This is a genomic window from Cuspidothrix issatschenkoi CHARLIE-1, assembly GCF_002934005.1.
In the GTDB taxonomy this organism is placed as follows: Bacteria; Cyanobacteriota; Cyanobacteriia; order Cyanobacteriales; family Nostocaceae; genus Cuspidothrix; species Cuspidothrix issatschenkoi.
The window spans coordinates 58,864-84,069 of record NZ_PGEM01000024.1 but is presented as its reverse complement, the minus strand read 5'-3'; the positions used below and the strand labels follow the sequence as shown (position 1 = coordinate 84,069).

At 36.7% G+C, this 25,206-nt stretch carries 20 protein-coding genes and 1 pseudogene; 8 read left to right on the top strand and 13 right to left on the bottom strand.

Features of this window, described 5'->3' with window-relative positions:
• Positions 1-233 precede the first annotated feature (233 nt).
• Both CUN59_RS03495 and CUN59_RS03490 read right to left on the bottom strand, forming a co-directional pair.
• Positions 234-1,595 (bottom strand): Sll1247 family protein, encoded by a 1,362-nt coding sequence (locus CUN59_RS03495; protein WP_243406858.1) that lies wholly within the window; start codon positions 1,593-1,595, stop codon positions 234-236.
• Positions 1,596-2,262: 667 nt separating this feature from the next.
• Positions 2,263-3,933, bottom strand: a complete 1,671-nt coding sequence (locus CUN59_RS03490) for a transglutaminase domain-containing protein (protein ID WP_104386521.1) — start codon at positions 3,931-3,933, stop codon at positions 2,263-2,265.
• A gap of 214 nt (positions 3,934-4,147) precedes the next feature.
• Between CUN59_RS03490 and CUN59_RS03485 the strand changes: the two genes are divergently transcribed.
• The 4 genes from CUN59_RS03485 to CUN59_RS03470 all read left to right on the top strand — a co-directional run bounded on the left by CUN59_RS03485 (position 4,148) and on the right by CUN59_RS03470 (position 9,579).
• Positions 4,148-7,018 carry a cation-translocating P-type ATPase gene (locus CUN59_RS03485; protein WP_104386520.1) on the top strand — a complete coding sequence of 957 codons (2,871 nt, stop codon included), beginning with the start codon at positions 4,148-4,150 and terminating at the stop codon, positions 7,016-7,018.
• A 369-nt stretch (positions 7,019-7,387) separates the two neighbouring features.
• Positions 7,388-7,822, top strand: a complete 435-nt coding sequence (locus CUN59_RS03480) for a hypothetical protein (protein WP_104386556.1) — start codon at positions 7,388-7,390, stop codon at positions 7,820-7,822.
• A gap of 115 nt (positions 7,823-7,937) precedes the next feature.
• Positions 7,938-9,065, top strand: coding sequence for a DNA replication/repair protein RecF (gene recF, locus CUN59_RS03475; protein WP_104386519.1), 1,128 nt, complete (start codon positions 7,938-7,940; stop codon positions 9,063-9,065).
• A gap of 100 nt (positions 9,066-9,165) precedes the next feature.
• Entirely contained in the window at positions 9,166-9,579 is a 414-nt protein-coding gene (locus tag CUN59_RS03470) for a hypothetical protein (RefSeq protein WP_104386518.1), read from the top strand.
• 34 nt (positions 9,580-9,613) lie between these two features.
• On the opposite strand, the gene CUN59_RS03465 is transcribed toward CUN59_RS03470, so the two are convergent.
• On the bottom strand, positions 9,614-10,006 hold the full coding sequence (locus CUN59_RS03465; protein WP_104386517.1) for an MgtC/SapB family protein: 393 nt from the start codon (positions 10,004-10,006) through the stop codon (positions 9,614-9,616).
• A 237-nt stretch (positions 10,007-10,243) separates the two neighbouring features.
• On the opposite strand from CUN59_RS03465, the gene CUN59_RS03460 reads away from it, so the two are divergent.
• The 4 genes and pseudogenes from CUN59_RS03460 to CUN59_RS03445 form a co-directional block, all read left to right on the top strand.
• Positions 10,244-11,524, top strand: a complete 1,281-nt coding sequence (locus tag CUN59_RS03460; protein ID WP_104386516.1) for an RNA-guided endonuclease InsQ/TnpB family protein — start codon at positions 10,244-10,246, stop codon at positions 11,522-11,524.
• A gap of 182 nt (positions 11,525-11,706) precedes the next feature.
• On the top strand, positions 11,707-14,043 hold the full coding sequence (locus CUN59_RS03455) for a putative PEP-binding protein (RefSeq protein WP_104386515.1): 2,337 nt from the start codon (positions 11,707-11,709) through the stop codon (positions 14,041-14,043).
• 38 nt (positions 14,044-14,081) lie between these two features.
• Positions 14,082-14,282, top strand: coding sequence for a hypothetical protein (locus CUN59_RS03450; RefSeq protein ID WP_104386514.1), 201 nt, complete (start codon positions 14,082-14,084; stop codon positions 14,280-14,282).
• Positions 14,212-14,511, top strand: a pseudogene (locus CUN59_RS03445) (Uma2 family endonuclease); the annotation flags it as partial. The gene CUN59_RS03450 and the pseudogene CUN59_RS03445, both read left to right, overlap by 71 nt.
• A 13-nt stretch (positions 14,512-14,524) precedes the next feature.
• Here the strand turns inward: CUN59_RS03445 and CUN59_RS03440 are convergent.
• From CUN59_RS03440 to CUN59_RS03395, 10 genes are all read right to left on the bottom strand, one after another.
• Positions 14,525-15,694 carry an IscS subfamily cysteine desulfurase gene (locus tag CUN59_RS03440; protein ID WP_104386512.1) on the bottom strand — a complete coding sequence of 390 codons (1,170 nt, stop codon included), beginning with the start codon at positions 15,692-15,694 and terminating at the stop codon, positions 14,525-14,527.
• 13 nt (positions 15,695-15,707) lie between these two features.
• The gene (locus tag CUN59_RS03435) at positions 15,708-15,902 is read right to left on the bottom strand and encodes a hypothetical protein (protein WP_207765356.1); all 195 of its coding nucleotides are present in this window, start codon (positions 15,900-15,902) and stop codon (positions 15,708-15,710) included.
• Positions 15,903-16,274: 372 nt separating this feature from the next.
• A complete protein-coding gene (locus CUN59_RS03430) occupies positions 16,275-16,751 on the bottom strand; it encodes a peroxiredoxin (protein ID WP_104386511.1) in 477 nt (158 codons plus the stop codon).
• A gap of 174 nt (positions 16,752-16,925) precedes the next feature.
• Positions 16,926-17,882, bottom strand: coding sequence for a ribonuclease Z (locus tag CUN59_RS03425; protein WP_104386510.1), 957 nt, complete (start codon positions 17,880-17,882; stop codon positions 16,926-16,928).
• Between the two features lie 245 nt (positions 17,883-18,127).
• Positions 18,128-19,021: a sensor histidine kinase gene (locus CUN59_RS03420; RefSeq protein ID WP_104386509.1), complete on the bottom strand. Its 894-nt coding sequence runs from the start codon at positions 19,019-19,021 to the stop codon at positions 18,128-18,130.
• Between the two features lie 157 nt (positions 19,022-19,178).
• The gene (locus CUN59_RS03415; protein ID WP_104386508.1) at positions 19,179-19,856 is read right to left on the bottom strand and encodes a response regulator; all 678 of its coding nucleotides are present in this window, start codon (positions 19,854-19,856) and stop codon (positions 19,179-19,181) included.
• 626 nt (positions 19,857-20,482) lie between these two features.
• Complete coding sequence (locus CUN59_RS03410; protein WP_104386507.1) at positions 20,483-21,883, bottom strand: HlyD family secretion protein; 1,401 nt, start codon at positions 21,881-21,883, stop codon at positions 20,483-20,485.
• 17 nt (positions 21,884-21,900) lie between these two features.
• On the bottom strand, positions 21,901-24,051 hold the full coding sequence (locus CUN59_RS03405; protein ID WP_104386506.1) for a peptidase domain-containing ABC transporter: 2,151 nt from the start codon (positions 24,049-24,051) through the stop codon (positions 21,901-21,903).
• 151 nt (positions 24,052-24,202) lie between these two features.
• The gene (locus CUN59_RS03400; RefSeq protein ID WP_104386505.1) at positions 24,203-24,514 is read right to left on the bottom strand and encodes a hypothetical protein; all 312 of its coding nucleotides are present in this window, start codon (positions 24,512-24,514) and stop codon (positions 24,203-24,205) included.
• A gap of 195 nt (positions 24,515-24,709) precedes the next feature.
• Complete coding sequence (locus CUN59_RS03395; RefSeq protein WP_133163994.1) at positions 24,710-24,928, bottom strand: CTB family bacteriocin; 219 nt, start codon at positions 24,926-24,928, stop codon at positions 24,710-24,712.
• Positions 24,929-25,206 lie beyond the last annotated feature (278 nt).

Below are 25,206 nucleotides of genomic sequence, written 5' to 3'. Positions count from 1 at the left end.
CCCAGTTAAGAGTTCCCTCTCCTCACAGACAACTTTTTCAGCAAACCCTAGATAGTAAAAGACTTTTCACACTGTCACCTGCTATGGCAGGGAATAGGGAATAGGGAATTAACGCAATGACATTTTGTAATTAATTCTGTCTCAATACTTTCACTACTTATAGTTCAGCAGAGGGAATAGAAATTGCTTTAATTTGTAGTATTGTGCAATAGCTTACCTTTGCTTTATTCTTGTTAACAAAATCTCTTAAAGAAAGATAAATCCATGTTGCCAAAATTAAGACTAAAAGCAATATTTAATTGTTCTAAAGTTCCTACTAACCAGCTAACAGTGCTAGTGGTAGATGTTTCATAGTGATTAAATAAAATTGCAAATTTTCTTTCTAAATATGGTTTAACTTTACGACAAATGAGAACTATTTTTAATAATAGCCCCATAGTGGGGACTGTTCCTTGATTACTAATTAAATCCAAGAATACAAAATGTTGGGGTGATGATTGATTCTGAACAACTAAAAAGTTTAATAAACTACTACAAGTCCTAACTAAGAGTATATCATTAACTTTTTGCTCATCGGCCTGAGACAAAGTATTTTGTAAATGTTTATATAATTTTTGATTAAATTGTTTTTTTCCATATTGTGTGTCTACAGAAGATACTAAATATTCATATAAATCATCTTTAAAATCACGAAAATTTCTAGCTTGTCCACCATATTTGATAAATTTTTCGGCTGATTCATGATATGTATTACCATGTTCTACTTTACCAACAAAGTGTTTTAAGGTGGTATATAGTTCACTATCACTTAATAATGTAGGATTATTCACAGGGCGCAAAATTCGATTAGCTTCAGCAGGTGAAGTATTTTTTAACATCTGAATTCGACGCAATTTATAAGTTACATATTGTGATAAATCAATTTCAAATTTTCTTTGAATTTGTGACTGAAAATATCTCACTGTTTCTTTTTGTTCAAAAGTTGCATCTTCACTAATTAAACAATGTTCATATAAATAAGGATAACGACTAATCAAATTCATTAAGGGTTGGGTTTCTTGGCTTGGTGGTAATATTAGAGGCTGATTTACTACCTGGATAAATCTTTTTAAAATTAGATATTGATCACTATTAATAAAATCTTTAACTAATTCCCGTAGACGATTAATTTCACGGGAACGCAAATTAGTAACTCTACAACTATTAGGGATAGAATCAAATAAATGAATTAATTCAGCAATTGCATAGTGCAATTGGGGTTTCATGTGCCAACGGTTGATGAGAATATGGCAACAGCGATTGAGGAAAAACTTAAAGTCGTCTGGTGCAGTTTTGGAGGCGGTGATTTTGTCTAAACTTATCAATATTTCTGGTTCAGGATAATTAGCTCTTTCAATAAAGAGCGCTCGAAATCTATCAATCATTTGTTGGGGAGATTCTTTTTCTACCAAGTGCAATAAATGCTGATAGATTAACTGTTCTTGATGATAACAATCATGAGAGTTGTAGGCATAGTCCAATCTACCGCCGATTATTTTCGCCGAATGTCCTTGCACCACTGTTTTTTCTGAGTTATCACCTGTATGTTTTCTCACTTTTATTACCTACAGCCATATATCAATGTAGTTTTTTCGATCTATCTATTTTTTAATCGGTAAAAACTCAGTGTTCTTTAAGATATTTTAATCTAATTGATACAATTTATCCGATATTCTGTATATCACTATCTTACTATAATATATTGATACATAGAACCATACTGAGTGTTAATAATGAAGAACAGATGAATTCTAGGACTTACGCATTGACAGGAAATACCAAATAGGGGGTATGACTTTCAGGGATTTAAACCCGATTTTTCGATGATTTTTTAGCGATAGCGAAGCGCTGCTGCAAGCAGTTCGCTATTTATCTAGACTTCATCCGCAAAGCCTGAAACGAGCAAATATCGTTCATGCACATGATGGTTAATTTGTACAGTGCGTAAGTCCTAAATTCTTATAATATAAGTTTAAATTTTCTAAGAAAAAACTGTTGTGACTGTAATCACCAATCAAAAGTTATTGATGATAGCGTAGCGTGATGTAAATCATGGATAGGGATTTAGTCAAGGTGGCTTCCGTGAGCGTTGACGGTACAAACTGAAAACCTAAACATGGGTTACACCACGCTGCGCTGTTCAACAGCAATAGTGTTTCACCTCCTACCTTCTGCCTCCTGCTGTATTCTCCATTCATTTTACTTATCTCACGCCGTTTATCCCTAGAAGGGTGGTAATTCTTTGAGAATCGTGAATCGGATATGATTAATAGCTAAATCACCAAGGGCAATATCTTCTTTAGTTAAGCGGATACCATTACTGGTGAGGGTTTCAAAGGATATGCCTTTGCCGATTTCGATATGATACCAACATAATCCCATAAAAAACCTTGTGGGATAGGGGCCACCTTCGCCAATATCATCAGGATTAGATTCCATTGGCAACCAACCAAAACCAGGAATATAAAATTCTAACCAAACGTGATTAAAATCTGGTTGGAGGGGAACTCCTTGATGTTCGGCATAGACTGGGCATTTATATCTACCGACGGTGCGACAAGGAATACCATTGAGGCGACATAGTGCTAGTAATACACCGACATATTCTCCACAAGAACCAATGCCCCGGTCTAGAACTATATCTGGGGTGTCAATATAGGGTTTGATGCCATAGGATAATTGATCATATACGTAGTTGCGGATACTGTACATTTTCCGTAACAAGTTAGTTTCTGAACTAACTGCTGTACGGGCAGCACGGATAACAATATCGGTATCCATAGCTAAATCATCATCATCTACTAGATAGCGGGTTTTGAGTTCTGGTGAAAGTTCTGGTAAATTTTCCACATCTTTAGGGGTAATGCGATATTTAATCCCCCGGACTTCTACAAGTGCTTTCCAGCCAAAAATATGGCGTTCACCAGGGGTGAGAGCATCAAATTTAAAAACAGCTACTTTTTGTCCGTCAATAATTTCTTCTGTGAAAGGTAAGCCAATAGCTTCAACTTGTTTGACTTTTTGCCGTTGGGTTTCTGAGGGGAGGGCAATGCGCCATTCTATGTTAGGTAAATAAACTTCATCTAGGGGGGAAATTTCCTCAAGATAGGACATTTCTATCAGATAGCCGTTGGAGAGTGCATAGCGTTTATCTGGCTCGTAATGATAATATAGGGGATGAATGAATGTGCGATCGCGGTAGGTTAATTCATGACATGGATCAGCGTTAGGATTGTCTCGAATATAAGGCTCTTCGCTGGCATAAGCTAAATAAAGCTGATCCTTCCCTGCGTCATCTTGTCCGTGAACAGCGATACCAGTGGGAGAATCAAAAGCAGTGAGAACACTGAAACGGACTTCTCCAGTGGCGCGATCCATAGAGTAAACTGTTTGTTCAGTGCGATCGCATACCCAAAGAGTTTCCTTGCTAACTGCTAAATTTTCTATACCAACACCAGGGGCATAAAATCTAGTAATTTCTTTGCGGGTCTGGGCATCAAAAACTAAAATATAACCGAGTTTTTGACAACTGATATAAACGGTAGATTCCCAAACGGCGATACCATCAGCAGTATAAGGTAAAGTGACAAAATGCTCTAAACCTAAAGATGCTAGTTTGCATAAATAGACACTATTACCACGAGTCACCCACAGAGAATCTTCCCACACAGCTAGACCAGTCACATCTTTAAATTCGCGGACTTGGTGGGGATTAATGATTGTACTGTTATCATTTAGCGGATCAATTTCTAGGAGATGACCTTTGACGGTATCAATAGCAATCAGTCGTTCTTTAACAAAAGCAATACCATAGATAGTAGCCGCAGTAATCGGTCTGATTATTTTTTGCCCAAACATCTGGCTCACTGTCAAACTCGGTAGTGGAAAACTCATATCATTAAGTATATTAGTCATTAGTCATAAATGATTACTTTTTAACGTCAATTACTATTTAGGGAACAGGGGGCAGGGGTGCAGAGGGGCAACCGTCAACCGTCAACAATCAATGGATCACTGACAAATGACAAATGACAAATGACCAATTCTACATTTTCGGACATCACTAAATTATGATCGAGTTTTGTAACCATTTCCTGTAACCTACAAAATGTCTGCTCATTCCTTACCTGAAACTACCAACCTCTGGCATACATTAGAAGTTGATAAAGCCTTAGAAATGCTGGATAGTGATGCAAATAGCGGCCTAACCATCCAAGAAGTTGAACAGCGTTCACAGAAATATGGACTCAATGAATTAGAAGAAAATGGCGGTCGTAGTCCTTGGCAAATTCTGCTTGATCAATTCACTAATATTATGTTATTGATGCTGATTGCAGTGGCCTTCATTTCTGGTTTTTTGGATTTGATGGCTTTGTCTGGGGGTACTCTAAAAGATGGTGAAGTACCATTTAAAGATACGATCGCCATTATGGCCATAGTCATCCTGAATGGGATTTTGGGTTATGTCCAAGAAAGCCGTGCTGAACAAGCCCTAGCAGCTTTAAAAAAACTTTCTTCTCCCTTAGTACGAGTCCTTCGTGACGGTAAATTATCAGAAGTAGCGGCTAAGGAGTTAGTCCCCGGAGATGTGATGCTACTGGAATCTGGGGTGCAAATAGCTGCGGATGGTCGCTTGATAGAACAGTCTAATTTGCAGGTGCGCGAATCTGCTCTCACTGGTGAAGCCGAAGCTGTCAATAAACAAGCCATACTTACATTACCAGAAGATACGTCCTTAGGCGATCGCCTCAATTCAGTTTTTCAAGGAACTGAAGTTCTTCAAGGACGGGGAAAGGTGCTGGTGACTAACACCGGAATGCGAACGGAACTAGGCAAAATTGCCGCCATGTTGCAGTCTGTGGACAGTGAACCCACTCCTCTACAGCAGCGGATGACCCAACTGGGTAACGTGCTGGTGAGTGGTTCTTTAATTCTTGTGGCCATCGTTGTGGGTGGCGGACTTATCCATGATTTGATTCAGGGAATAGGTTGGAAGAATCTACAAGAACTGGTGGAAGTTTCTTTAAGTATGGCCGTGGCTGTAGTTCCTGAAGGTTTACCGGCAGTAATCACCGTTACTCTCGCTTTGGGAACTCAGCGCATGGTACAACATCATGCTTTAATTCGTAAACTCCCTGCGGTAGAAACTCTTGGTTCGGTCACTACCATTTGTTCTGATAAAACCGGGACATTGACTCAAAATAAAATGGTGGTGCAGTCTATCTACACCAATAATTCTACCTTTCGAGTCACAGGAGAAGGCTATACTCCTACGGGTGATTTTGAATTAAATGGTAAAAAAGCCAGTTTGGATGAATGTCCTGAAATTTCCGCTTTCCTGGTTTCCTGTGCTGTTTGTAATGATGCGGTATTGCAACAACAACAAGGAGAATGGACAATTTTAGGCGACCCCACCGAAGGGGCTTTAGTCACTTTGGCTGGCAAAGGAGGCATTGAACAAGACCAATGGAACAGTAAATTACCTCGTGTCTCGGAATTTCCCTTTTCCTCAGAACGGAAACGCATGAGTGTAATTTGTCAACTAGAAGCTGTAGCCACTGGTGAATCTTCTATCTCAGCCATTGACCCGGCTATTGCTGGTTTTGTGACATCAGAACAATACCTAATGTTTACCAAGGGTTCACCGGAGTTAACTTTGGAAAGGTGTTCAAAAATCCATTTAGGTAATCATGCAGTTGCTATTAATGAAGAACACCGCAGCCAAATTTTGGTAGCTAATGACCAAATGGCGGGTAAGGGTCTGCGAGTTTTAGGTTTTGCCTATAAACCTCTGGCTGAAGTTCCCCCAGATGGTTCTCATGACACATCAGAAGCCGATTTGGTATGGTTGGGATTGGTGGGAATGCTAGACGCGCCAAGACCAGAGGTCAGGGTGGCGGTGGAAGAATGTCGTCAAGCGGGTATTCGTCCGGTGATGATTACTGGCGACCATCAATTAACTGCTCAAGCGATCGCTGTTGATTTGGGAATTGCCCAAGCAGGTGATAGAGTCCTGACTGGAAAAGAACTGCAACTCCTCAGTGACCAAGAGTTAGAGGAACAGGTGGACTTAGTGAGTATTTATGCTAGAGTCTCCCCTGAACATAAATTAAGAATTGTCCAAGCATTGCAACGTCGCGGGCGATTTGTGGCTATGACGGGTGATGGGGTGAATGATGCTCCCGCCCTCAAACAAGCTGATATAGGTATTGCCATGGGCATTACAGGCACAGATGTGAGTAAAGAAGCCAGCGACATGGTGCTGCTAGATGACAACTTTGCAACTATTGTTGCAGCTACTAAAGAAGGTAGAGTTGTTTACACCAATATTCGCAGGTTTATTAAATACATCTTGGGTAGTAATATTGGGGAAGTTCTCACCATTGCGGCCGCGCCTTTGTTGGGACTGGGAGGTGTGCCTCTGACTCCTTTACAAATTCTCTGGATGAATTTGGTGACAGATGGTTTACCGGCTTTAGCTTTGGCTGTAGAACCCCCTGAACCTGATGTGATGCAGCGTCCGCCCTTTAGTCCCCGTGAAAGTATTTTCGCTAGGGGTCTGGGTTCTTATATGATCCGTATTGGGATTATTTTCGCCATTATTACGATAATTCTCATGAAATGGGCTTACGAACATTCCCATGCCCCTGGTTATCAAGGACATCCAGATACTTGGAAGACAATGGTATTTACTTCTCTATGTTTGGCGCAAATGGGTCATGCGATCGCTATTCGCTCTAATAATCAATTAACTATTGAGATGAATCCTTTCTCTAACATCTTTGTATTAGGCGCTGTGGTTGTTACCACCATTTTGCAGTTGATGTTAATTTATGTTCCACCCCTGCAAAGTTTCTTTGGTACTCATGAACTCAGTCTTTCAGAATTGGGAATTTGTATCGGCTTCAGTGCTTTAATGTTTGTTTGGATTGAAGGAGAAAAGATATTCTTCCGCTTCATGGGTAAAAAGAATGTTTGATGGTTCATGATTGACGGTTGACGAATAAGAGGCAAAAGGCAAAATTTCAAAGGTAGGATCAGTGTTGTTCCCCTGAATTGTGTAAAGACGTTTCTACGAAACGTCTTTACTGACTCCTAACTCCTATTTAGATTTCTTGACACAGTTCGATTTGATTTTGCTAACGTACTTATCTACCTCCAAACCTTATACATCCAATAATTTCGTAATTACTACAAGCAAAAACAATTTTAGTTGGTAATAATGCTCAAGGAAAATCGAATTTGTTTGTTGGAGACTGTGGAGTTATTGGCAACATTGCGATCGCCTCACATTACACTAGGATTTCGATGCGGGTACAATTCTAATATTAATTAGGAGATGGCTATTATGGGTGAATCTAAACGAAGAAAACAGCAAGACCCCAACTATGGAAAAGTTAAAAACCCTGTCAAAAACCTCATGAAAGTTTTTTGCCCATTTTTTGAGGATTACGATAATTTATCTCATCTCGATGCTGATGGCATATCGTTGATGATAGCTAAAGAAGGGTATAAAGAAACGGGCTTGAGAGGAATAATTGTCAGAGGATATCTAGCCGAACATTTAGTAAAAGATTATCCGAATGAATCTGAACTAGTACAAGCATTCAAACAACATGGCAATATTTATGTTACTTCAACATTAGCCTTGGCTTATTTGGAGAATGCTATAAATAAAGAGGAAAATCTGAGAAATTTTGATACCTATAACCCATTAAATGAATTTATCCGTATTGAAAGTGATTCTCAAGAGTATCAATTAGATTTGATAACAGAATCTTAAAATAATTTTCTCATCTGAGGAGAAATGACCAACAGATCCCGAAGTTCTAAAAATAATTTTCTCATCTCGAGAATAACTTATTATAGAAGTTGGGGATCTTGATTTGGGAATCATTATGTACTTAAAAATTTTACACCTCAAACAATTTCGTAATTACCAAAACCAAAAAGTTGAATTTAATGCAGCTAAAACAATTTTAGTTGGTAACAATGCTCAAGGAAAATCGAATTTGTTGGAGGCTGTGGAGTTATTGGCAACATTGCGATCGCACCGGAGGTCACGCGATCGTGATTTAATTAAGGATGGTGAGGCGATTGCCCAAATTAATGCCACTTTAAATCGGGTTCATAGTCATAGTGATTTAACTCTCACCCTCCGTCGTCAAGCGCGGCGTACCGTCGCTATCAATGGGCAAATAGTCCCTAGACAAATGGACTTTCTCGGTGTTCTCAATGCGGTGGAGTTTTCTAGTTTGGATTTAGAATTGGTACGTGGTAGCCCGGAAGGTCGTCGTAACTGGCTCGATACACTATTAATTCAGTTAGAACCTGTTTATGCTCATATATTGCACCAATATCATCAAGTTTTACGTCAACGCAATGCTTTTCTAAAACGTTATGTCAATGCCGCCGAAAAATCTCTACAATCAGAACTAGCTATCTGGGATGCACAATTGGTCACTGCGGGGACAAGAGTAATTATTAGAAGAGATAGAGCTATTAAAAGATTATCGCGTTTGGCTTCTGCATGGCATACGAGTATTAGTGGGGCAGCCGAAGTTCTAGAAATCAATTATGCTCCTAATGTTCCCTTGGAAAAAACCTCAACTCAAGAATTACAATCAGCTTTTTTTGCTAAACTACAACAACGAGCGATCGCAGAACTACATCGAGGCATAACTTTAGTTGGACCCCACCGCGATGAAGTAGAATTAATTATTAATCAAACTCCCGCCCGTCAATATGGTTCCCAAGGTCAACAAAGAACTTTAGTTTTAGCTTTAAAATTAGCAGAATTACAATTAATTGAAGAAGTTGTCAATGAACCACCTTTATTATTATTAGATGATGTCTTAGCTGAATTAGATCCATCTCGCCAAAATCAATTACTTGATGCTATTCAAGACCGATTTCAAACTTTAATTACTACCACTCATTTAAGTGCTTTTGATGCTCAATGGTTAAAATCTTCGCAAATTTTATATGTAAATTCAGGAAAAATTTTAAAAAATGGTGATTGTTGACGGTTGACTGCTCCCCTGCTCCCGGTTGCTGACCGTAGCCGTTCGCAAAGCATGGCGTTAGCCATACCACTGATCCCCCGCCCCCGAACTCCTTCCAAGCATGAATCATATAAATTATATGTTAGATAAAAATGAGATTGCATCTTTAGGTGCATCATTAAGAGAAATTGCCCCGAAATTACTAAAACCAAGCTCACAAGAAGGTACAATCAGAATTTGGTATCAAGGGGGAGAGCCTTATTTTGATTTGTTTTTGGAATTAAATCATGATTATGAAATAACTTGGTTTCAATTTACATTACGTGGTAAATCATTATCTTGGTCTATCAATACACCTATATTTAAAACTGGTATTACTAATGAATTAAATATTGATGATGTCAGTTTTTATTCAGCTAGTAAAACTTTAGAAAATGATAGTGATTCAGATAGAGAATTTATTGATTTAGTTAAATCAATTCTCCAAACTAGAAAAGATGAAGAAATTTTTGTCAACGCATTAGCCTTATTTTAGAGTTTATAAAGAGCAACGAACAACTGACAACTAACTAAGAAAATTTTTCTAATCTTTTAAAAATGTGTAGAATAGTGACAGTTAAAATAGCTCCCATTAATCCCAATTGCCATAAACCACAGCCAGCAGCAATTCCTAAAGCCGCAGCTACCCAAATAGCGGCTGCGGAAGTCAAGCCATGAATTTCTGGTGATTTTGATGATTGGGAAGATTCCCGTAAAATTTCTCCAGCTCCTAAAAAACCTACTCCTGCGGTAATACCTTGGACAACGCGACTGAGAGAGTCAGGACTAACTTGTAAACCGTTTATTTGGATAGTGACGAGAGTAAACACGGCTGAACCCAAACTTACTAACATATGATTTCTTAAACCTGCCGGTTTGTTTTTAATTTGTCTTTCCAAGCCAATTATAGCTCCAATTAACATGGCAAAACAAAGACGAAGCCCGGTATTTAACTACTACGCCGTAAGTCCCCCACTGAATTTGGTACTCCTAATCAGTGGCGGGATATAAGGCGGGAAAAACCGAAATCGTTCTCAATCAATACGAGGCATAGCCAAGTAAGAGCAAAGAACATTTGAGGTTTTTCCAATATTATGTATTACGCCCTTTTCAAAAATAATATATCATGCTAAAATAAATTTATCAAGGAGGTGATTTGAGTGCTACACAAGGCTGTTCAAGTTCGTATATACCCATCTAAAGAACAAGAAACACAACTAGCGCAAGCTTTTGGATGTGCTAGATGGTGGTGGAATTATGCTCTAAATAAGTCAATTGAGACTTACAAAGAGACGGGTAAAGGACTTAGCCGTGCTGCACTCAACGCATTTCTTCCTCTTCTCAAAAAAGCAGAAGATACTATTTGGTTAGGTGATTGCTATAGCCAAGTTTTACAGGCTACAACACTAAATTTAACTACAGCGTATAAAAACTTTTTTGATAAACGTGCGGGGTTTCCTAAGTTCAAATCTAAACATGGAAAACAGTCTATTCAGTATCCTCAAAACGTCAAGTTTGTAGATGGTAATGTTAAACTTCCTGGCAATATTGGGATAGTTAAAGCCAAAATACATAGACCAATTGAGGGGAAAATTAAGACTGTCACTATTAGTAAAACACCATCAGGTAAATATTTTGCATCTATCCTGACGGAAGTAGAAGGTGTTTCAACTCCGCTAAACACAAGGAAAAATCAAACTATTTCCCAAGGGAAGATTTATGGTATTGACTTAGGATTAAAACATTTTGCTGTTGTTACTGATGGCGAAAAAGTTTCTAAATACGATAACCCTAAACACCTTGCCAAGCATGAGAAAAACCTTAAACGCAAGCAGAAAAAATTAGCACGTAAACAAAAGGGAAGTAAATCCAGAAATAGATATAGAAAAGTTGTTGCCAAGGTGTACGAACGAGTTAGCAATTCTCGGCAAGATTTTCTTCATAAACTTAGTTATAAGTTGGTCAGCGATAGCCAAGCTGTCATAGTAGAGAATCTTCATGTCAAAGGCATGGTACGCAATCACAATTTGGCAAAGTCAATATCTGATGCAGGATGGGAAACATTCACCAATTTTTTAGCCTATAAGCTAGAACGCAAAGGTGGAAAGTTGGTAGAGATTGATAGATGGTTTCCCAGTTCTAAACTCTGTTCTAATTGTTTTTATCAAATTGGTGATATGCCATTGGATGTCCGTGAATGGACTTGTCCTCATTGTGGTACTCATCATGATAGAGATGGAAATGCAGCGATAAATATTAGGACAGAGGGTATCAGAATGCTTGCCCTGAGCGAAGTCGAAGGGATAAAGGCGGAAGGTTCAGCCGTCTCTGCTGTAGGAGGGGAGATAAGACCAAAACTTGGGCGAAAGTCTAAGTTGCGGCACTCCCCTGTGAGTACGGAAGCCAACACTGTACTTGGTACTCCAAGTCAGTGTGGGTAGTTCACCCAATCACTGCTGGCAATGTAATAAATATTTGTCAAGTTCTGTTGGTGTTAGAATGGAATGTATTGTTGGTACATATTGGTAATATAGTAACAAAAAACTATTTTGAATTTTGATTTTTTTAACAACTTTAATCTAAAAACCAACTACCAACTAAAAATTGACACCTGATGAATTGAGTGGATAAACTCTATTGGCTTGACCAAATTGAACTACAAGACCGCGCCCGGGTTGGCGTTGAGGCGTTTTATTTAAGCAAAATCAAACAACGAGGCTATCCTGTTGTCCCAGGTTTTGTAGTCGGGGGGGATGTTTGGCGGCAATTTCTAGAAAATCTCCATAGTTCAGAGTCGTTAATTGCTGATTTACCTCATTCTTCTTTACATTTAGATGTAGGTAATTGGCGGCAACTTCAGCAGGTAGCTGGCCGCTTGCGTCAGGAAATTATGTCAGCACAAATACCATCTGATTGGGTGAGGACAATTTTGGAAGCTGCGAAACAATGGCAAAGTAGCAGTTTAATTTTGCGTCCGAGTTTGGCAATATCTACTAACCAAGAAATGAAAAATGTATCTGGGTTATTGGAGTCGGTATTTTGTCGCTGTGAAGAAGAAGAAATTGAGACGGGTTTAAAGCGGTTGTGGAGTCAGTTATTCCGAGCAAGAAGTTTAGTATATTGGCGAAGTGTGGAGATTAGTTTGCCAAACATTAATTTAGGGGTATTAGTACAACCAGTGGAAAATGCGATCGCCTCTGGTATCCTGAATACTAACCCCTCAGCATGGGATATTGAATCTACCTGGGGCGATTGTTTAGCCATTACCAATGGTGAAGTATTACCAGATATTTACTATCTAGAACCAAAAACTGGGGTAGTAATAGAACGGCAATTGGGTAATAAGATGTTAGCCTATAGTTTGGGTGATAGAACTTCTTTTTCTGGTGAACAATTGCAGCCAACATTAAATAATAATTGTTTATTGCCTTATCTGCTGACAGAATCTCAACAACAGGAATATGCTTTACCAGAAGCATATTTACAAGAGTTAATTAGTTTAGGAAATCAATTAGTTAGTGAATTAGGTACGACTTTAACAATGAAGTGGACAATTAGTGAAGCATCTGGTGCTGAAAGCCTAACATCTAAAGTTTACATTACAGAAGTGATTGTCCCTGTATCTGCAAATAAAAGTATTCAGTTTATTCAAGGTTTTGGGGCTGCCAGAGGTAAAATTGTTGCTAATGCCTATATTTTAAATTCACCACAAAAACCCGCAGAAGTTCCCCGGGGAGTAATTCTTGTTGCACCAGTTGTTAGTCCTGATTGGTTGCCTTTATTACAAAATGTTGTGGGAATTATTACAGAAAAAGGGGGATTAACTAGCCACGGAGCGATTTTAGCCAGGGAGTTGGGTATTCCTGCGGTGGTGAATGCAACTGGTGCAATGACGATTTTACAAGCGGGTGAAAAATTGCTACTGGATGGGGATAGGGGAGAGGTATATCGGTTTACACAAGATGGAGACAAGTTTCCTAGTCAAGAAATGGAAAGATTAATGAACCAGGAAAAAATTGCTCATTATCAGCCTACAAGTTTACCGATAATTGGGACTAAATTATTCATAAATTTAAGTCAACCACGATTAATTGAACAAGTACAAATTTTACCTGTGGATGGGGTGGGATTATTACGTTCAGAATTGATGATGTTAAATATTCTGGAGGGTAAACACCCAAAACAATGGTTATTAGAAGGAAAAAAGGCCGAATTATTGGAGTTATTATCGGAGCAGATTATTCAATTTGCCCGTGCTTTTTCACCTAAACCTATTTTTTATCGGTCTTTAGATTGGCACTTCCGTGATTTACCATCATTATCTGAAGATACCCCAAAACATTCATCGCTGTTTGGGGAAAGAGGTATTATTAATTATATGGAAAATCCCGGTGTTTTTGAATTAGAATTACAAGCTTTAGCCATAGTTCAAGCATCTGGGTACAAAAATCTGAATTTGCTTTTACCTTTTGTCCGCACTGTGGAAGAATTTATATTTTGTCGTCAAAAAGTTGAACAAGCTGGGTTAATGCAAAAATCCCAGTTTCAATTATGGATTATGGCAGAAGTTCCGAGTATTCTATTTCTATTACCTGAATATATTAAAGCTGGTGTGGCAGGAATTTCTATTGGTACGAATGATTTAACTCAGTTAATATTAGGTCTAGATCGGGAACAGGGAAAATTTGTGGTAGGTGCAAAATATCTGGATGCAAATCATCCAGCAGTGATGGGTGCAATATCTCAATTAATTAAAATGTCTCAAGATGGAGGTATTCCCTGTTCTATCTGTGGTCAAGCACCGGTAATTTATCCAGAAATAATTGATAAATTAATAGAATGGGGGATTAGTTCTATTTCTGTAGAACCGGAAGCTGTAGAAAGGACTTATCAAGCGATCGCTCGTGCTGAACAAAGATTAATTTTAGCAGCCGCAAGGCAGCAATTAGGAAGGTTGTAAATTTTTTTAATCAAGATAGATTTAGTAATCTTCGCACTTTGGAAGTTATTGCAAATAGAGTTATCCAGGAAGTAGATAGAGCAGATTTAGAAACTGTGTTACTGAGACAAATAGAAATCAAAAATCAGATTGATAAAAAAGCCTATCACTTGTATAAAATAGAGGAATTGGATAAAACGCAGTCATTGGGAAGCAATACCATCAGAACAACGCAAAAAATTTGCGCCAATTTGTCCTGAATTTGTGATTGAATTACGTTTGGAAACTGATAATTTAAAACTTTTGCAAGACAAAATGCAAGAATATATAGATAATGGTACAGAACTTGGCTGGTTAATTGATAGAAAACAACGGAAAGTTTTTATTTATCGTCTTCAGCTTACCGTTGAAGAATTAGATCATCCTCTCACACTTAGTGGTGAAAATGTGTTGCCAGGATTTGTATTAGATTTAAGTCAAATTTGGTAGAAAATAATTACTATTAGCGACTAACTACAGCAGCACTTCTTAATCCTTGAACAGTAGAAATTATGTGTTTAGCAACAAAATCAATTTCCGCGACTGTGTTAAATCTGCCAATGCCAAGACGCACCGAAGCATAGGCTAATTTATCCGAATGTCCCAAGGCTTTTAATACATAGGAAGGGGCGATACTATTAGAAGAACAAGCAGAACCAGAGGATACAGCTACCACTGATTGTAAACCTAAAGAAAGAGCCGCACCATCTACACCTTCAACACTAATATTTAAGTTTCCTGCTAATCGTTTTTGAGAATGTCCATTGAGGTGAATTCCGCCTATATTTGATAACTGTTGCCAGAGTTTTTCTCTTAATTCTATCAACCGTTGATTTTCGGTTTCTTGTTCGGCTATTGCAATTTCTACAGCTTTCCCAAAACCAACAATTTGCGGTGTATATAAAGTCCCAGAACGCATTCCTCGTTCATGTCCTCCCCCATGTTGTTGGGCTGCAAGTTTCACTTTCGGGTTACGACGGCGGACATATAAAGCCCCAATTCCTTTAGGACCATAGACTTTATGGGCAGTTAAAGACATTAAATCAATATTCATTGCTGCTACATCTAAAGGTATTTTACCAATAGCTTGGGCTGCATCTGTATGAAAAATAATTTCCCGTTGATGGCACATTTCCCCAATTTCTGCTAAAGGTTGTAAAACCCCAATTTCATTATTGGCAGCCATCACAGATACTAAAATTGTATCATGACGCAAAGCTTTTTCTAACTGATTTAAGTCAATTAATCCATCTTTTTCAACTGGTAAAACTGTGATTTCAAAACCGAGACTATTTAAATATTCACAAGGGTCTAAAACCGCTTTATGTTCCGTGGCAATAGTAATAATATGTTGACCTTTGGAAAAATAAGCTTCGGCAATACCTTTAATGGCTAAATTATTCGCTTCCGTTGCACCACTGGTAAAAACAATTTCTTCTGGTGTCGCATTAATTGCCTGGGCTAAAATTTCCCGTGTTTGTTTAACAGCAGTTTCCGATTCCCAACCGTAAATATGGCTAATACTAGCCGCATTACCAAACTTTTCTGTAAAATAGGGAATCATAGTAGCCATTACCCTTTCATCAACGGGGGTAGTAGCATGACAATCGAGGTAGATAGGACGACTGGACATAATTAATTCAGAGTTAATTCAAAATTTGACCTAATTTTTTTAAGATGCGAAAAACCTGATAAAGTTCGTTTTCCCGCTTTAATAGTGTAAATTGATCAGACAAAGCATATTGGGGTTGATTAGTTTGGGAAAGTTTGAGAAAAACAAAATCACTTCCATTCATTACCAATGCAAACACGGGTTTTATCGGATTAGGATTAGCCAGCATTCGGTAAATAAGGCTTCATTGTCGGTTGGGGCTAAACCAAATCTTTCTTCTAAATAGGCAATGCCTATATTTTTGGCTTGGATAAATTGAAACATAATACAAATAATAGAATTAATATTTCTATTATGGTAAGAATTCAGGAGTCAGAATCTTTGTTTGTAGTAGGAATTTACAGTAGAAAGCTTTTTCATCAACAACCAATAACTTGCAAACTCTAATTCATTCTGAATTGGTGAATTTTTTATACTGAATTCTTACCTATTATATCAGTTCAGAATTGTAATCTTATTTCATTAAGAGGAATCGGTAAAGCAAACTTTAAATTAATTAACATTTATATCAAGATAGTCCGATTTTTCGGACTATAAAAGTTTAAATAGCTGTTAATTCCTTAATTTTCTTGAATACAGCTTCAGCATGACCTTTTGTTTTGACATTTGGCCAAGCATAGGCGATGCTTTTATGAGGTGAAATTAGGAAAGTTGAACGAGCAACTCCCATATATTCTTTACCCATAAACTTTTTTAACCGCCATGCACCATAGGCTTCTATTAATTGATGTTCGGGATCAGTTAATAGAGTAATTGATAAATTATGTTTAGCGATAAATTTGCAATGGGAAGCGGCAGAGTCAGGACTAACACCGATGATTTTTGTTCCTAGATTGGCAAATTCTGTGGATAATTCTGTAAAATCTAGAGCTTCAGTAGTGCAACCAGGCGTATTATCTTTAGGATAAAAATAGAGAACTATCCACTCATTTACATCAGCAAGTTTGACTATATTATTGTTTTGATCTGGGATGGAAAAATCAGGGGCAGGTTGTCCAATTTGGGGAATATTGCTCATAATTAACTTAGTAGAAACATTGGTAGAGTAGAAGGCGGGAGGCAGTTTTGTAACAGAGATTAAGTTTTAGATCCGATTGTTTTGATAAAATAAGATTCTAGTTTGTAGTGAGCGATCTATCGCTCAAAATAAAGATGATCAGGAATAAAGTCCTAACTACAAACTTTAATTTATTTACACCTGACTACTTAATTCATTTTCCCGTCGTCTAGGGACATCGTAAACCATAAAATCATGAGCCATAATTGTTTGGGGAAAAATCGCCTTTGCTTCTTTAAGTAAATCTTTTAATTCAATACTATTTCCTGGAGCATAACGAGGACTAAAATGAGTCATGATCAGTTTGCGAACTCCTGCACCATAAGCTGTTTGCGCGGCCATTGTAGTGGTAGAATGTAGTCTTTGAAATGCCATTTTTGCATCTTGATGAGCAAAAGTTGCTTCATGAATTAATACATCTGCATCTTTGGCTAGTTGCACCGCACTATCACAATAAACCGTATCTGTACAATAGGCAATTTTGCGACCAATTTCTGTTGGTCCACATAATTCAGCACCATTAATGACTCTGCCATCTTCTAGGGTGACTGTTTCTTTGCGTTTGAGCTGTCCGTAAATTGGGCCGGCTGGAATTTCTAAGGCTTTAGCTTTTTCTATATCAAAGCGCCCACTTCTATCTTTTTCGGCTACTCGGTAGCCAAAAGCGGTAATACGGTGATGTAAAAGACCACATGTAACAGTAAATTCATCATCTTCATAAATTACCCCTGGCTGCACAGTATGAACTTTGATGGGGTAAGAGAAATGGGTATGGGAGTAGCGGGAGGCGGCTTGTAAGTATTCGTTTAAACCTGATGGACCATAAATATCAATTTTTTCTACGTTGCCAGCTAAACCACAACTGGCTAACAATCCCATTAAACCAAAAATGTGATCACCGTGCATGTGGGTGACAAAAATTCGGGATAACTGGCTAATTTTTAAGTCACTTCGTAAAATTTGATGCTGAGTTCCCTCTCCACAATCCAATAACCACAATTCTGCCCTTTGGGGCAATCTCAGTGCCACGCTGGAAACATTGCGTGATCTTGTAGGTACACCGGAACTCGTTCCTAAAAATGTGATCTGCACAGCGTTTTTTAATTTTCCTTTTGCTCAGTATACTCCTTTATTGTTAGGAGTTACGCAAGTGTCACAGCAAAAATCTGTTGTAGGGTGTGGTTCGACAAGCTCACCAACCACGTCAGACTGCATAAATCATGTAAATAAACAGATTGTTGATATCTGACGCATCCTACCAATGTGTCAGTTGCGTAAGTCCTGATTGTCTATCTTGGTACAATTATTGAGCAAAATGGGATCTGTGATCGGTTTTATCAGAATTTGATTGGTTTTTGTTGCCACCAAACAGAACTTGTTAAAGACCAAGATAACTCACATAAAGTACCTTGAGGATAGAGGGAAACCCGCCTAAATTTACCTTGGATTTGTTGGGCTAAATTTTTCAATTGTTTTGTTCCCCAACCTTCTTGTGATGAACAAATTCCTAAACCATTATCTATAATACTCAGCATATATTCACCTTGGGATATCGAATAACTAACTTGTAAACAAGTGATACCTATAGCGTGTTTACCAACATTACATAAAGATTCTTCTAAAAATCGGCAAATTCCCCGTTTATGTTCAATACTTAAACTAGTTTCTTCTATAGGTTCAAAATTGTGGATTTTTAATTTAAGTGTTTGAAAACAAGGAAAATCTCGTTCTAGTGTATGGTTATAAACTTGATACAGAATTTCATGTAAAGGATTTTGCAAATCTATAAGTATATTATTACCCAAGTAAAGACTAGTATCTTGATTCAGATTTTCTTGTTGCCAAAAATCGTACATTCCCCGTAATTCTTGGTTTAATTCTTCTAGTTCTTGTTCAATTAAAGGCAGTAGTTTATGGCTTGGTAAATCTTGCCCTTTAACTAGACGTAAAACTTTAGCTAAACTTTGCAATGGTCCGTTATGAATTGTTTCTAAGGTTGTTTCCATCATAATTTTACGAGTTTCATCTCTAGATTTAATAGTTTGACTATATTGATATAAAACTATTAAAATCAGAAAATTTATAACTAGACTAATAGTTGATAAACTCCAAGTTAATAAGAGATTAGTGATTAATATGACGCAGAACAGACTAATGATAACTTCTAATAACTTTCCCCAAGAAATACAATAAATTGCTTTAGGAAGTTTTTTCCAAAATTGAGTTTGCATAAGTTTGTACTTCCGTATCAATATCTGTAAGTATTCAGCTATAGTAATCAATCGTTGATACCCAGATCCCCGACTTCTTTTATGTATTGTGTCCATAAAATATAAATTGATCTAAGAAGTCAGGGATCTTATCACCTTACCTGAATTCTTACTTTATTTAATCAATTAATCCTACTGATCTGGCTTTGATTTCTGTTTGAATGCGAATATTTTTACCTGCTTCTGGATAAATATTTAAAGCGTCTTGTAATTTACTCCAATAATGACGCACCATGCGTTCAGAAATACACATATTTTCCGCAATTGCTTTATCTTGTAATCCTTCTTCAAAGGCTAAATTTATGACTTTTAACCACTCTAACTTTACCTCTAATCCAGACTGGATACCTTGAATATCTTTTGTATGAGTTAATCCCTGTAATGCCCAATCAACTCTAGTTAACATTTCTGATGCGGGTAGACTTTTATCTGCAACGGTAAAACCTCCTTTATGATTATCAATATAAGGTCGAATCCTCACCAATGTTTTGAGATGAGCGCTTTGAATTAATAAATTGAGATGAGAATAATTATCCATTAAAACCTTAATCAATTGAATACCTGTATCAACTCGTGATACCATATCCATTTTTTCTGGTACGGAAAGATCCATTATTAACAAATCTGGTTGGTAATTAATAATTTTATCAAAACCATCACTAGCATTTGTTGCACTATTAAATTCAGCACTAGGATAGTTTTTTTTGAGAATGGCAATAGTTCCGTTTAAAACTGATTCGTGATCATCAAGAATCATGAATTTTAAAGGTGATTTTTCAGATAAAATTTGTTGCATATCTAATAACTTTTAAAGGGTTAAAGATCTAATAAACTTTTATTGTTATCTAGTGCTATTATTAGTTTTTTCTACATTCCATTATTTATAGCGCATGACCTGTTGGGGGTGTTACCCCTCACCCCATAATCTTATTTCAAAAACCCTGTAATTACTCAGTTAATTTATAACAATAACAATTACTTTATTTAATAAAAGCTTAGGTTTAATAATAGTTTGACTAAATATAGTAGCCAGTATTATCCGAGTTAATCAGTAATAAACATTACCGAATAATTAAATGCCAGATTGACAAAAAATTGTTGTAAGAGTAGAATCGTTTACTCAATATTAATCAATTAAAGTTATTATCAAGATATTTTGTAAAAATTATCAAAAAATTATGAACAACAATATACCCGACTTATTTAATAAGTCGGATATCCAATACAATATCTATATAATTTGAGCCGATATTACTGCTAAATCTTTATAAATCAGATACGTAGGGTGCATCAGACTGCGTAAATTCTATCAATAAACAGATTTGTAATATCTGATATGCTGGGTGAGCTTGCCGAACCATACCCTACAATACCTAATTTTTTTCAAAAATCAAATATGAGTTCTATATTACTGGTTAATCTTCATAAATCAGTCATTAACCTAGCTTTTCTGAGCATAAAATGTAATGCTGTTTCTTCTCTAGAAATAATTTCGGCTGTAGCATTCATTCCTACTTGCAATAAACATTTGCGACTATTATTTCCAAAAGAAATATTTTCAGGTTGAATAGTAGCTTCAAAATAGTTGATAGGAGAAGAAATTGGCATATTGGTATCTTTATTTTGAGAGATTATGGCATCAGGAGCAATGGTTTTAACTACACCCTTAGCAGTTCCATAATCAGGATAGGGGCAAGCATCAATCCGTAATTCTACTTTTTGACCAACAGCAACTTTTTTGATTTCTCCAGCAGGAATCATGGCTTTAATGACTAAAGAAGCGGTATTAGGTACAATTTCAGCAATAGATTCTCCAGCGCGGATAAATTGACCAGAGTTGCGTAAATTAAGTTTAAAAATAATGCCGTTACTAGGAGCAACAATAATACTATTCTTGCGTTGATTTTCTACTTGTTGTAGTTCTTTTTGTGATTGTTTAATTTGGGCTTGGATTTCCACTAAGCGCTGAATTAATCCTTCTCTTTCTTTATTTAAAGCAGCTATATTTGCTTCACCTTTAGCAATTTCTTGGGCAATGCGTTCTTCTGCCATCTTCACCATTGCCGTAGTTGGATTAATGGCAGCTTGATTTGATCTGACCTTTATTTTAGCAATATCAACAGCTTTTTGTGCCGCTTGTAGAGTTAAGTTTGTTTGTTCAACAACTAGCTTTTTTTGTTCAAATTCTCGGTTGCCAACTGCACCCACTTTTGCTAACTGTTCATAACGGTCACGATCTACTTTGGCAAATTCTAAATCAGCTTGGGCTTTTTGTAAATCTACTAATTCTTTTTGAATATTTACCTCTGCTGTCTTTAACTCACCTTCAGTATTAATTGTACGCTCTTGATATTCTCTTTGATTTCTTAATAAATCTTGTTGAGCAGCATTAATTATTCTTTCTATAGCTTTTTTTTCTGCCATCATTTGATGGTTTAAAGTGCGATTTTGGGCATAAATTTGAATGATTTGTAATTTGTTTTGTTTGATATTTTCTTCCAATTGGCTTTTTTTAATTAACAATTGTTCTGTATCTAAGACAGCAATTTCTTCTCCTTGTTTTACAGTTTGATTTTCTTTAACGACAACATTTTTAATGGTTCCTTCTATCTTTGATTGCACTACACGAGTTTCCCCAATGGGACGAATGATAGCGGCAGTTTTAACTGTGACATTATATTTCACCCATGAAGATAGAGAAATAGTAGTGATGACAGTACCGACCAGAAATACACCTGCTAAAGATGTCCAAGGACTGATAGGAGGAAGTGAATGATCATGTTCAATGACAGAATTGAATTCTTGTTGATGAGTGTAAAGCATATTTTTATCAGAAAATATTAAGGGATAACAAAATCTAAATGATCTCCTGATTTACCACATAAATCTTCTAAAGAACCTTCTAATTTCAACTTACCTTGATCTATCAAAACAATCCAATCAGCACGATTAATTACTTTCGGTCTGTGAGTAATAAAAATCGTTGTTTTCCCTTGACGATGTTCAAATAGTTGGTCTAAAACTTGGGCTTCGCTAACGGGGTCTAAACCACTAGTAGACTCATCTAAAATCAGAATTGCTGGATCTATCACAATGGCTCTAGCTAATGCTAATCTTTGCTTTTGTCCACCGGAAATATTAGCACCAAATTCACCTAAAATAGTTTGATATGTTTCGGGAAGTTTGCTGATAAATTCATCAGCACCAGTAATTTGACAAGCTTTAACAATTTCCTCAAAGGTAGCATGAGGTGATCCTAATCGGAAATTTTCGATAATAGAACGATTCCAAAAATGGGCATCTTGGGGAACAAGTACAACCTGTTGACGCAGAGATTCTAAAGACAGGTCTTGGAGATTATAAAGCCCAATCCTAATATTACCAGATTGCAGTTGATATAAACCAGAAATTAATTTAGCTAATGTACTTTTACCACAGCCAGATTTACCAATTAAAGCAGTATTTTTACCTCCAGGAATTATTAAAGAAAAATCATCTAATAAGTCAATACGACCAGGATAATGGAAGGTTAAATTTGTACAAATAATATCAGCATTATCAGAAATTGTGGCAAAAGGTTTTTTACCATCATCATTTTCTTCTGGAGTAGCATCAATTACTTCTGTTAACCGTCTTGTAGCAGTTTTAGCACGAGTAAATTCATCAACAAAATTAATAACTGTACTAATTAAAGAGATAAAGTTACCATTCATTGAGTTGAATGCTAGTAATTGCCCAATGGTAATGTTTTCCGCCGGGTTAATTACTAAATAGCCACCAAACCAGAGCAAAATTATGCTACCAATGCCAGAAACAAAGCCAGAAAAGGTATTATTAATAATCCCAATTTGCATAGTCTGAAATGTTAGCCTAGCTAGACGATTAAAGCGATTTTGTAATTCATCCCAAAATTGTCTACCTGATGCAGTTGTTTTGAGGGTTAATGCACCTTTAAAAGTTTCCACTAAAACCCCTTGGGTTTCCGCTTCTGTAACTAACAGTTCATTAGTTTTTTGTTGTAATGTGGGCTGGAAAATAAAAGTAGATATGGTCATAACCACAGAAATTAATAAAGCTATTGAGGTCAGTTTCCAGCTATAGAAAAACATGAAACCTAAAGAGATAATCGCAATAAAAAATTGACTGGGTAAACCAACAATAACTTGAGCAATTAATTGATTAATTTGGTCAATATCTTGTAAACGACTAACAACTTCACCACTGCGACGACTTTCATAGTAAGTTAGTGGTAAACGCAGAATCTGCCGCCCAAATTCCAGAACTAATCCTAATTGCATTCTTTGAGCAAAATGGGCAATTAAGTTAGATTGGACAAATGAGAGGCTATGAGAAATAATATTCATGACTACTACAGTAATTACTACTGTAGTTAATAATTTTGTATCACCCCTAACTAATACATCATCGGTGAGAATTTGCAGCAAGAAGGGTGAAGCTAAAGACAGAATACCCAATACTAAATTGAGAGGTAAAGCTTGGAATAAAATGCCGCGATAAATCCAAACTCGTGTGAAGAAACGCCAAAAACCACCGATCTGATCTTGCTTTTGAGTAAAAAATCGGATCGGATCTGGTTCTACTAATAATAATAACCAATCTGTCCAAGCTTCTTTTATATCTTCTTTAGAAAGATAACGCATTCCCACTGCGGGATCTGCAATTAGAAATTTTTTACCTTTTTTACCATATAAAACAACCCAATGATTCCCTTGCCAATGAATAATTGCTGGTAAGGGTGCTTCTTTAATTTTATCTAATATTTCTGGGGAAGTTTTGACAGGACTGGCTTTAAAACCGAGGATTTCTGCTCCTCGTTTTAATCCTAATAAAGTAGTACCAAATTGTCCTGTTCCTACGGCTTCCCGCACACGGTTAAGGGTAAATGTTTGACCGTAATATTTAGCGATCGCCGCTAAACAAGCTGCACCACAATCTTCTTCGCTATGCTGTTTAATAAATTGGTATTTCATAAGGAAGTAACCATATAAAGTCAGAAAAATAAGCCAATTTTTTTGTTATTAGATTGACATTTTTTACATTTCTTGAATTTGTAGTAAACACTGGTAAATTTGATCTAAATATTGAAATATAAAACGATGTGATGTTTATTTTGCTTTTATCCTAAAAGAAACTAAATATTTTCCCTAATAAGCTACTACCTCTCCTTCGCCTATTCCGACGACTTCCACCACTTTCACCAAACAATGAAGCTAAAATAAAGGTTGTTTGAGAAAGTTTATACTGAGTTTGACTATTTGAATAGCCACTAAAGTCTCCCTGAGAAATATTCATGATATTACTTGCACTAGTTAATATGTTCGTATTTTGGTAGAACATATAAAACATTCCATACCCACTAGATAAAGACTCCTGTTCTTTTTCTGATAAATTTATGAATAGCTTAGAGTTGCCGTTTTTTATATTATCAGACATAGTATGACCTCCTTTTATAAAAAATAAGATTTATGTATCACAAAAAATGATACATAAATCTTTTTCTACGCTGTGAATAGAAGTGCCAGGAGTAAAACGATGAGAATCATCTAATACTATTTGATAATTCTATGTTTTTATTCCTCTTTACCACTTATCTGCCACAGGTATAGTTCTCTTGCCTGTATGTTTATACTAAGCGGTTAAAAAAGAAACACCGGCAGTTTTGATACGTTGAATATATTGCTCGCCTCCAGCATTGCTACCGCCCCAGTTTGAGTTAGCACCACCTTTCTGCACTGTCTGTGCTCCTTTGAAAAAAGTTGCAAATAATGCTGTTGGACCTAGTGAAAGGGTACCACCAGCTACGATTTCTTGTTGCTCAACAGATACTGCGGTAAATAGATTAGACATGACTGAATTCTCCTTGATTTGAATTATCACTTGGGTTTGTTTGCTGCTCGTTTGCCGCTTTCCCCCTCGCTTGTTAATAGAATATCGAGGAATTGCTAGATAATTCATTCTCATTTTCTGCAAACTTAATTACCAAATTTAGGACTAAATATTTCTGAAAAATACACGCCAATATGGCTAATATTTTAAATAGATTAAGAATTTTCTGCTATTATAAGAACATTAGATTTTGAAGTCTAATAAGTTCAAGCAATAAAAAAATCTGTAGATAATGCTAA

What these genes read in the sequence shown, in the direction of transcription:
- recF (WP_104386519.1), top strand. Translation starts at nt 7,938, where the DNA reads ATGTACTTAAAAATTTTACACCTCAAACAATTTCGTAATTACCAAAAC.
- CUN59_RS03470 (WP_104386518.1), top strand. Translation starts at nt 9,166, where the DNA reads ATGAATCATATAAATTATATGTTAGATAAAAATGAGATTGCATCTTTA.
- CUN59_RS03405 (WP_104386506.1), bottom strand. Translation starts at nt 24,051, where the DNA reads ATGAAATACCAATTTATTAAACAGCATAGCGAAGAAGATTGTGGTGCA.
- CUN59_RS03465 (WP_104386517.1), bottom strand. Translation starts at nt 10,006, where the DNA reads ATGTTAATTGGAGCTATAATTGGCTTGGAAAGACAAATTAAAAACAAA.
- CUN59_RS03420 (WP_104386509.1), bottom strand. Translation starts at nt 19,021, where the DNA reads ATGCAAACTCAATTTTGGAAAAAACTTCCTAAAGCAATTTATTGTATT.
- CUN59_RS03435 (WP_207765356.1), bottom strand. Translation starts at nt 15,902, where the DNA reads ATGCTGGCTAATCCTAATCCGATAAAACCCGTGTTTGCATTGGTAATG.
- CUN59_RS03430 (WP_104386511.1), bottom strand. Translation starts at nt 16,751, where the DNA reads ATGAGCAATATTCCCCAAATTGGACAACCTGCCCCTGATTTTTCCATC.
- CUN59_RS03440 (WP_104386512.1), bottom strand. Translation starts at nt 15,694, where the DNA reads ATGTCCAGTCGTCCTATCTACCTCGATTGTCATGCTACTACCCCCGTT.
- CUN59_RS03410 (WP_104386507.1), bottom strand. Translation starts at nt 21,883, where the DNA reads ATGCTTTACACTCATCAACAAGAATTCAATTCTGTCATTGAACATGAT.
- CUN59_RS03395 (WP_133163994.1), bottom strand. Translation starts at nt 24,928, where the DNA reads ATGTCTAATCTATTTACCGCAGTATCTGTTGAGCAACAAGAAATCGTA.
- CUN59_RS03485 (WP_104386520.1), top strand. Translation starts at nt 4,148, where the DNA reads ATGTCTGCTCATTCCTTACCTGAAACTACCAACCTCTGGCATACATTA.
- CUN59_RS03490 (WP_104386521.1), bottom strand. Translation starts at nt 3,933, where the DNA reads ATGAGTTTTCCACTACCGAGTTTGACAGTGAGCCAGATGTTTGGGCAA.
- CUN59_RS03480 (WP_104386556.1), top strand. Translation starts at nt 7,388, where the DNA reads ATGGGTGAATCTAAACGAAGAAAACAGCAAGACCCCAACTATGGAAAA.
- CUN59_RS03415 (WP_104386508.1), bottom strand. Translation starts at nt 19,856, where the DNA reads ATGCAACAAATTTTATCTGAAAAATCACCTTTAAAATTCATGATTCTT.
- CUN59_RS03400 (WP_104386505.1), bottom strand. Translation starts at nt 24,514, where the DNA reads ATGTCTGATAATATAAAAAACGGCAACTCTAAGCTATTCATAAATTTA.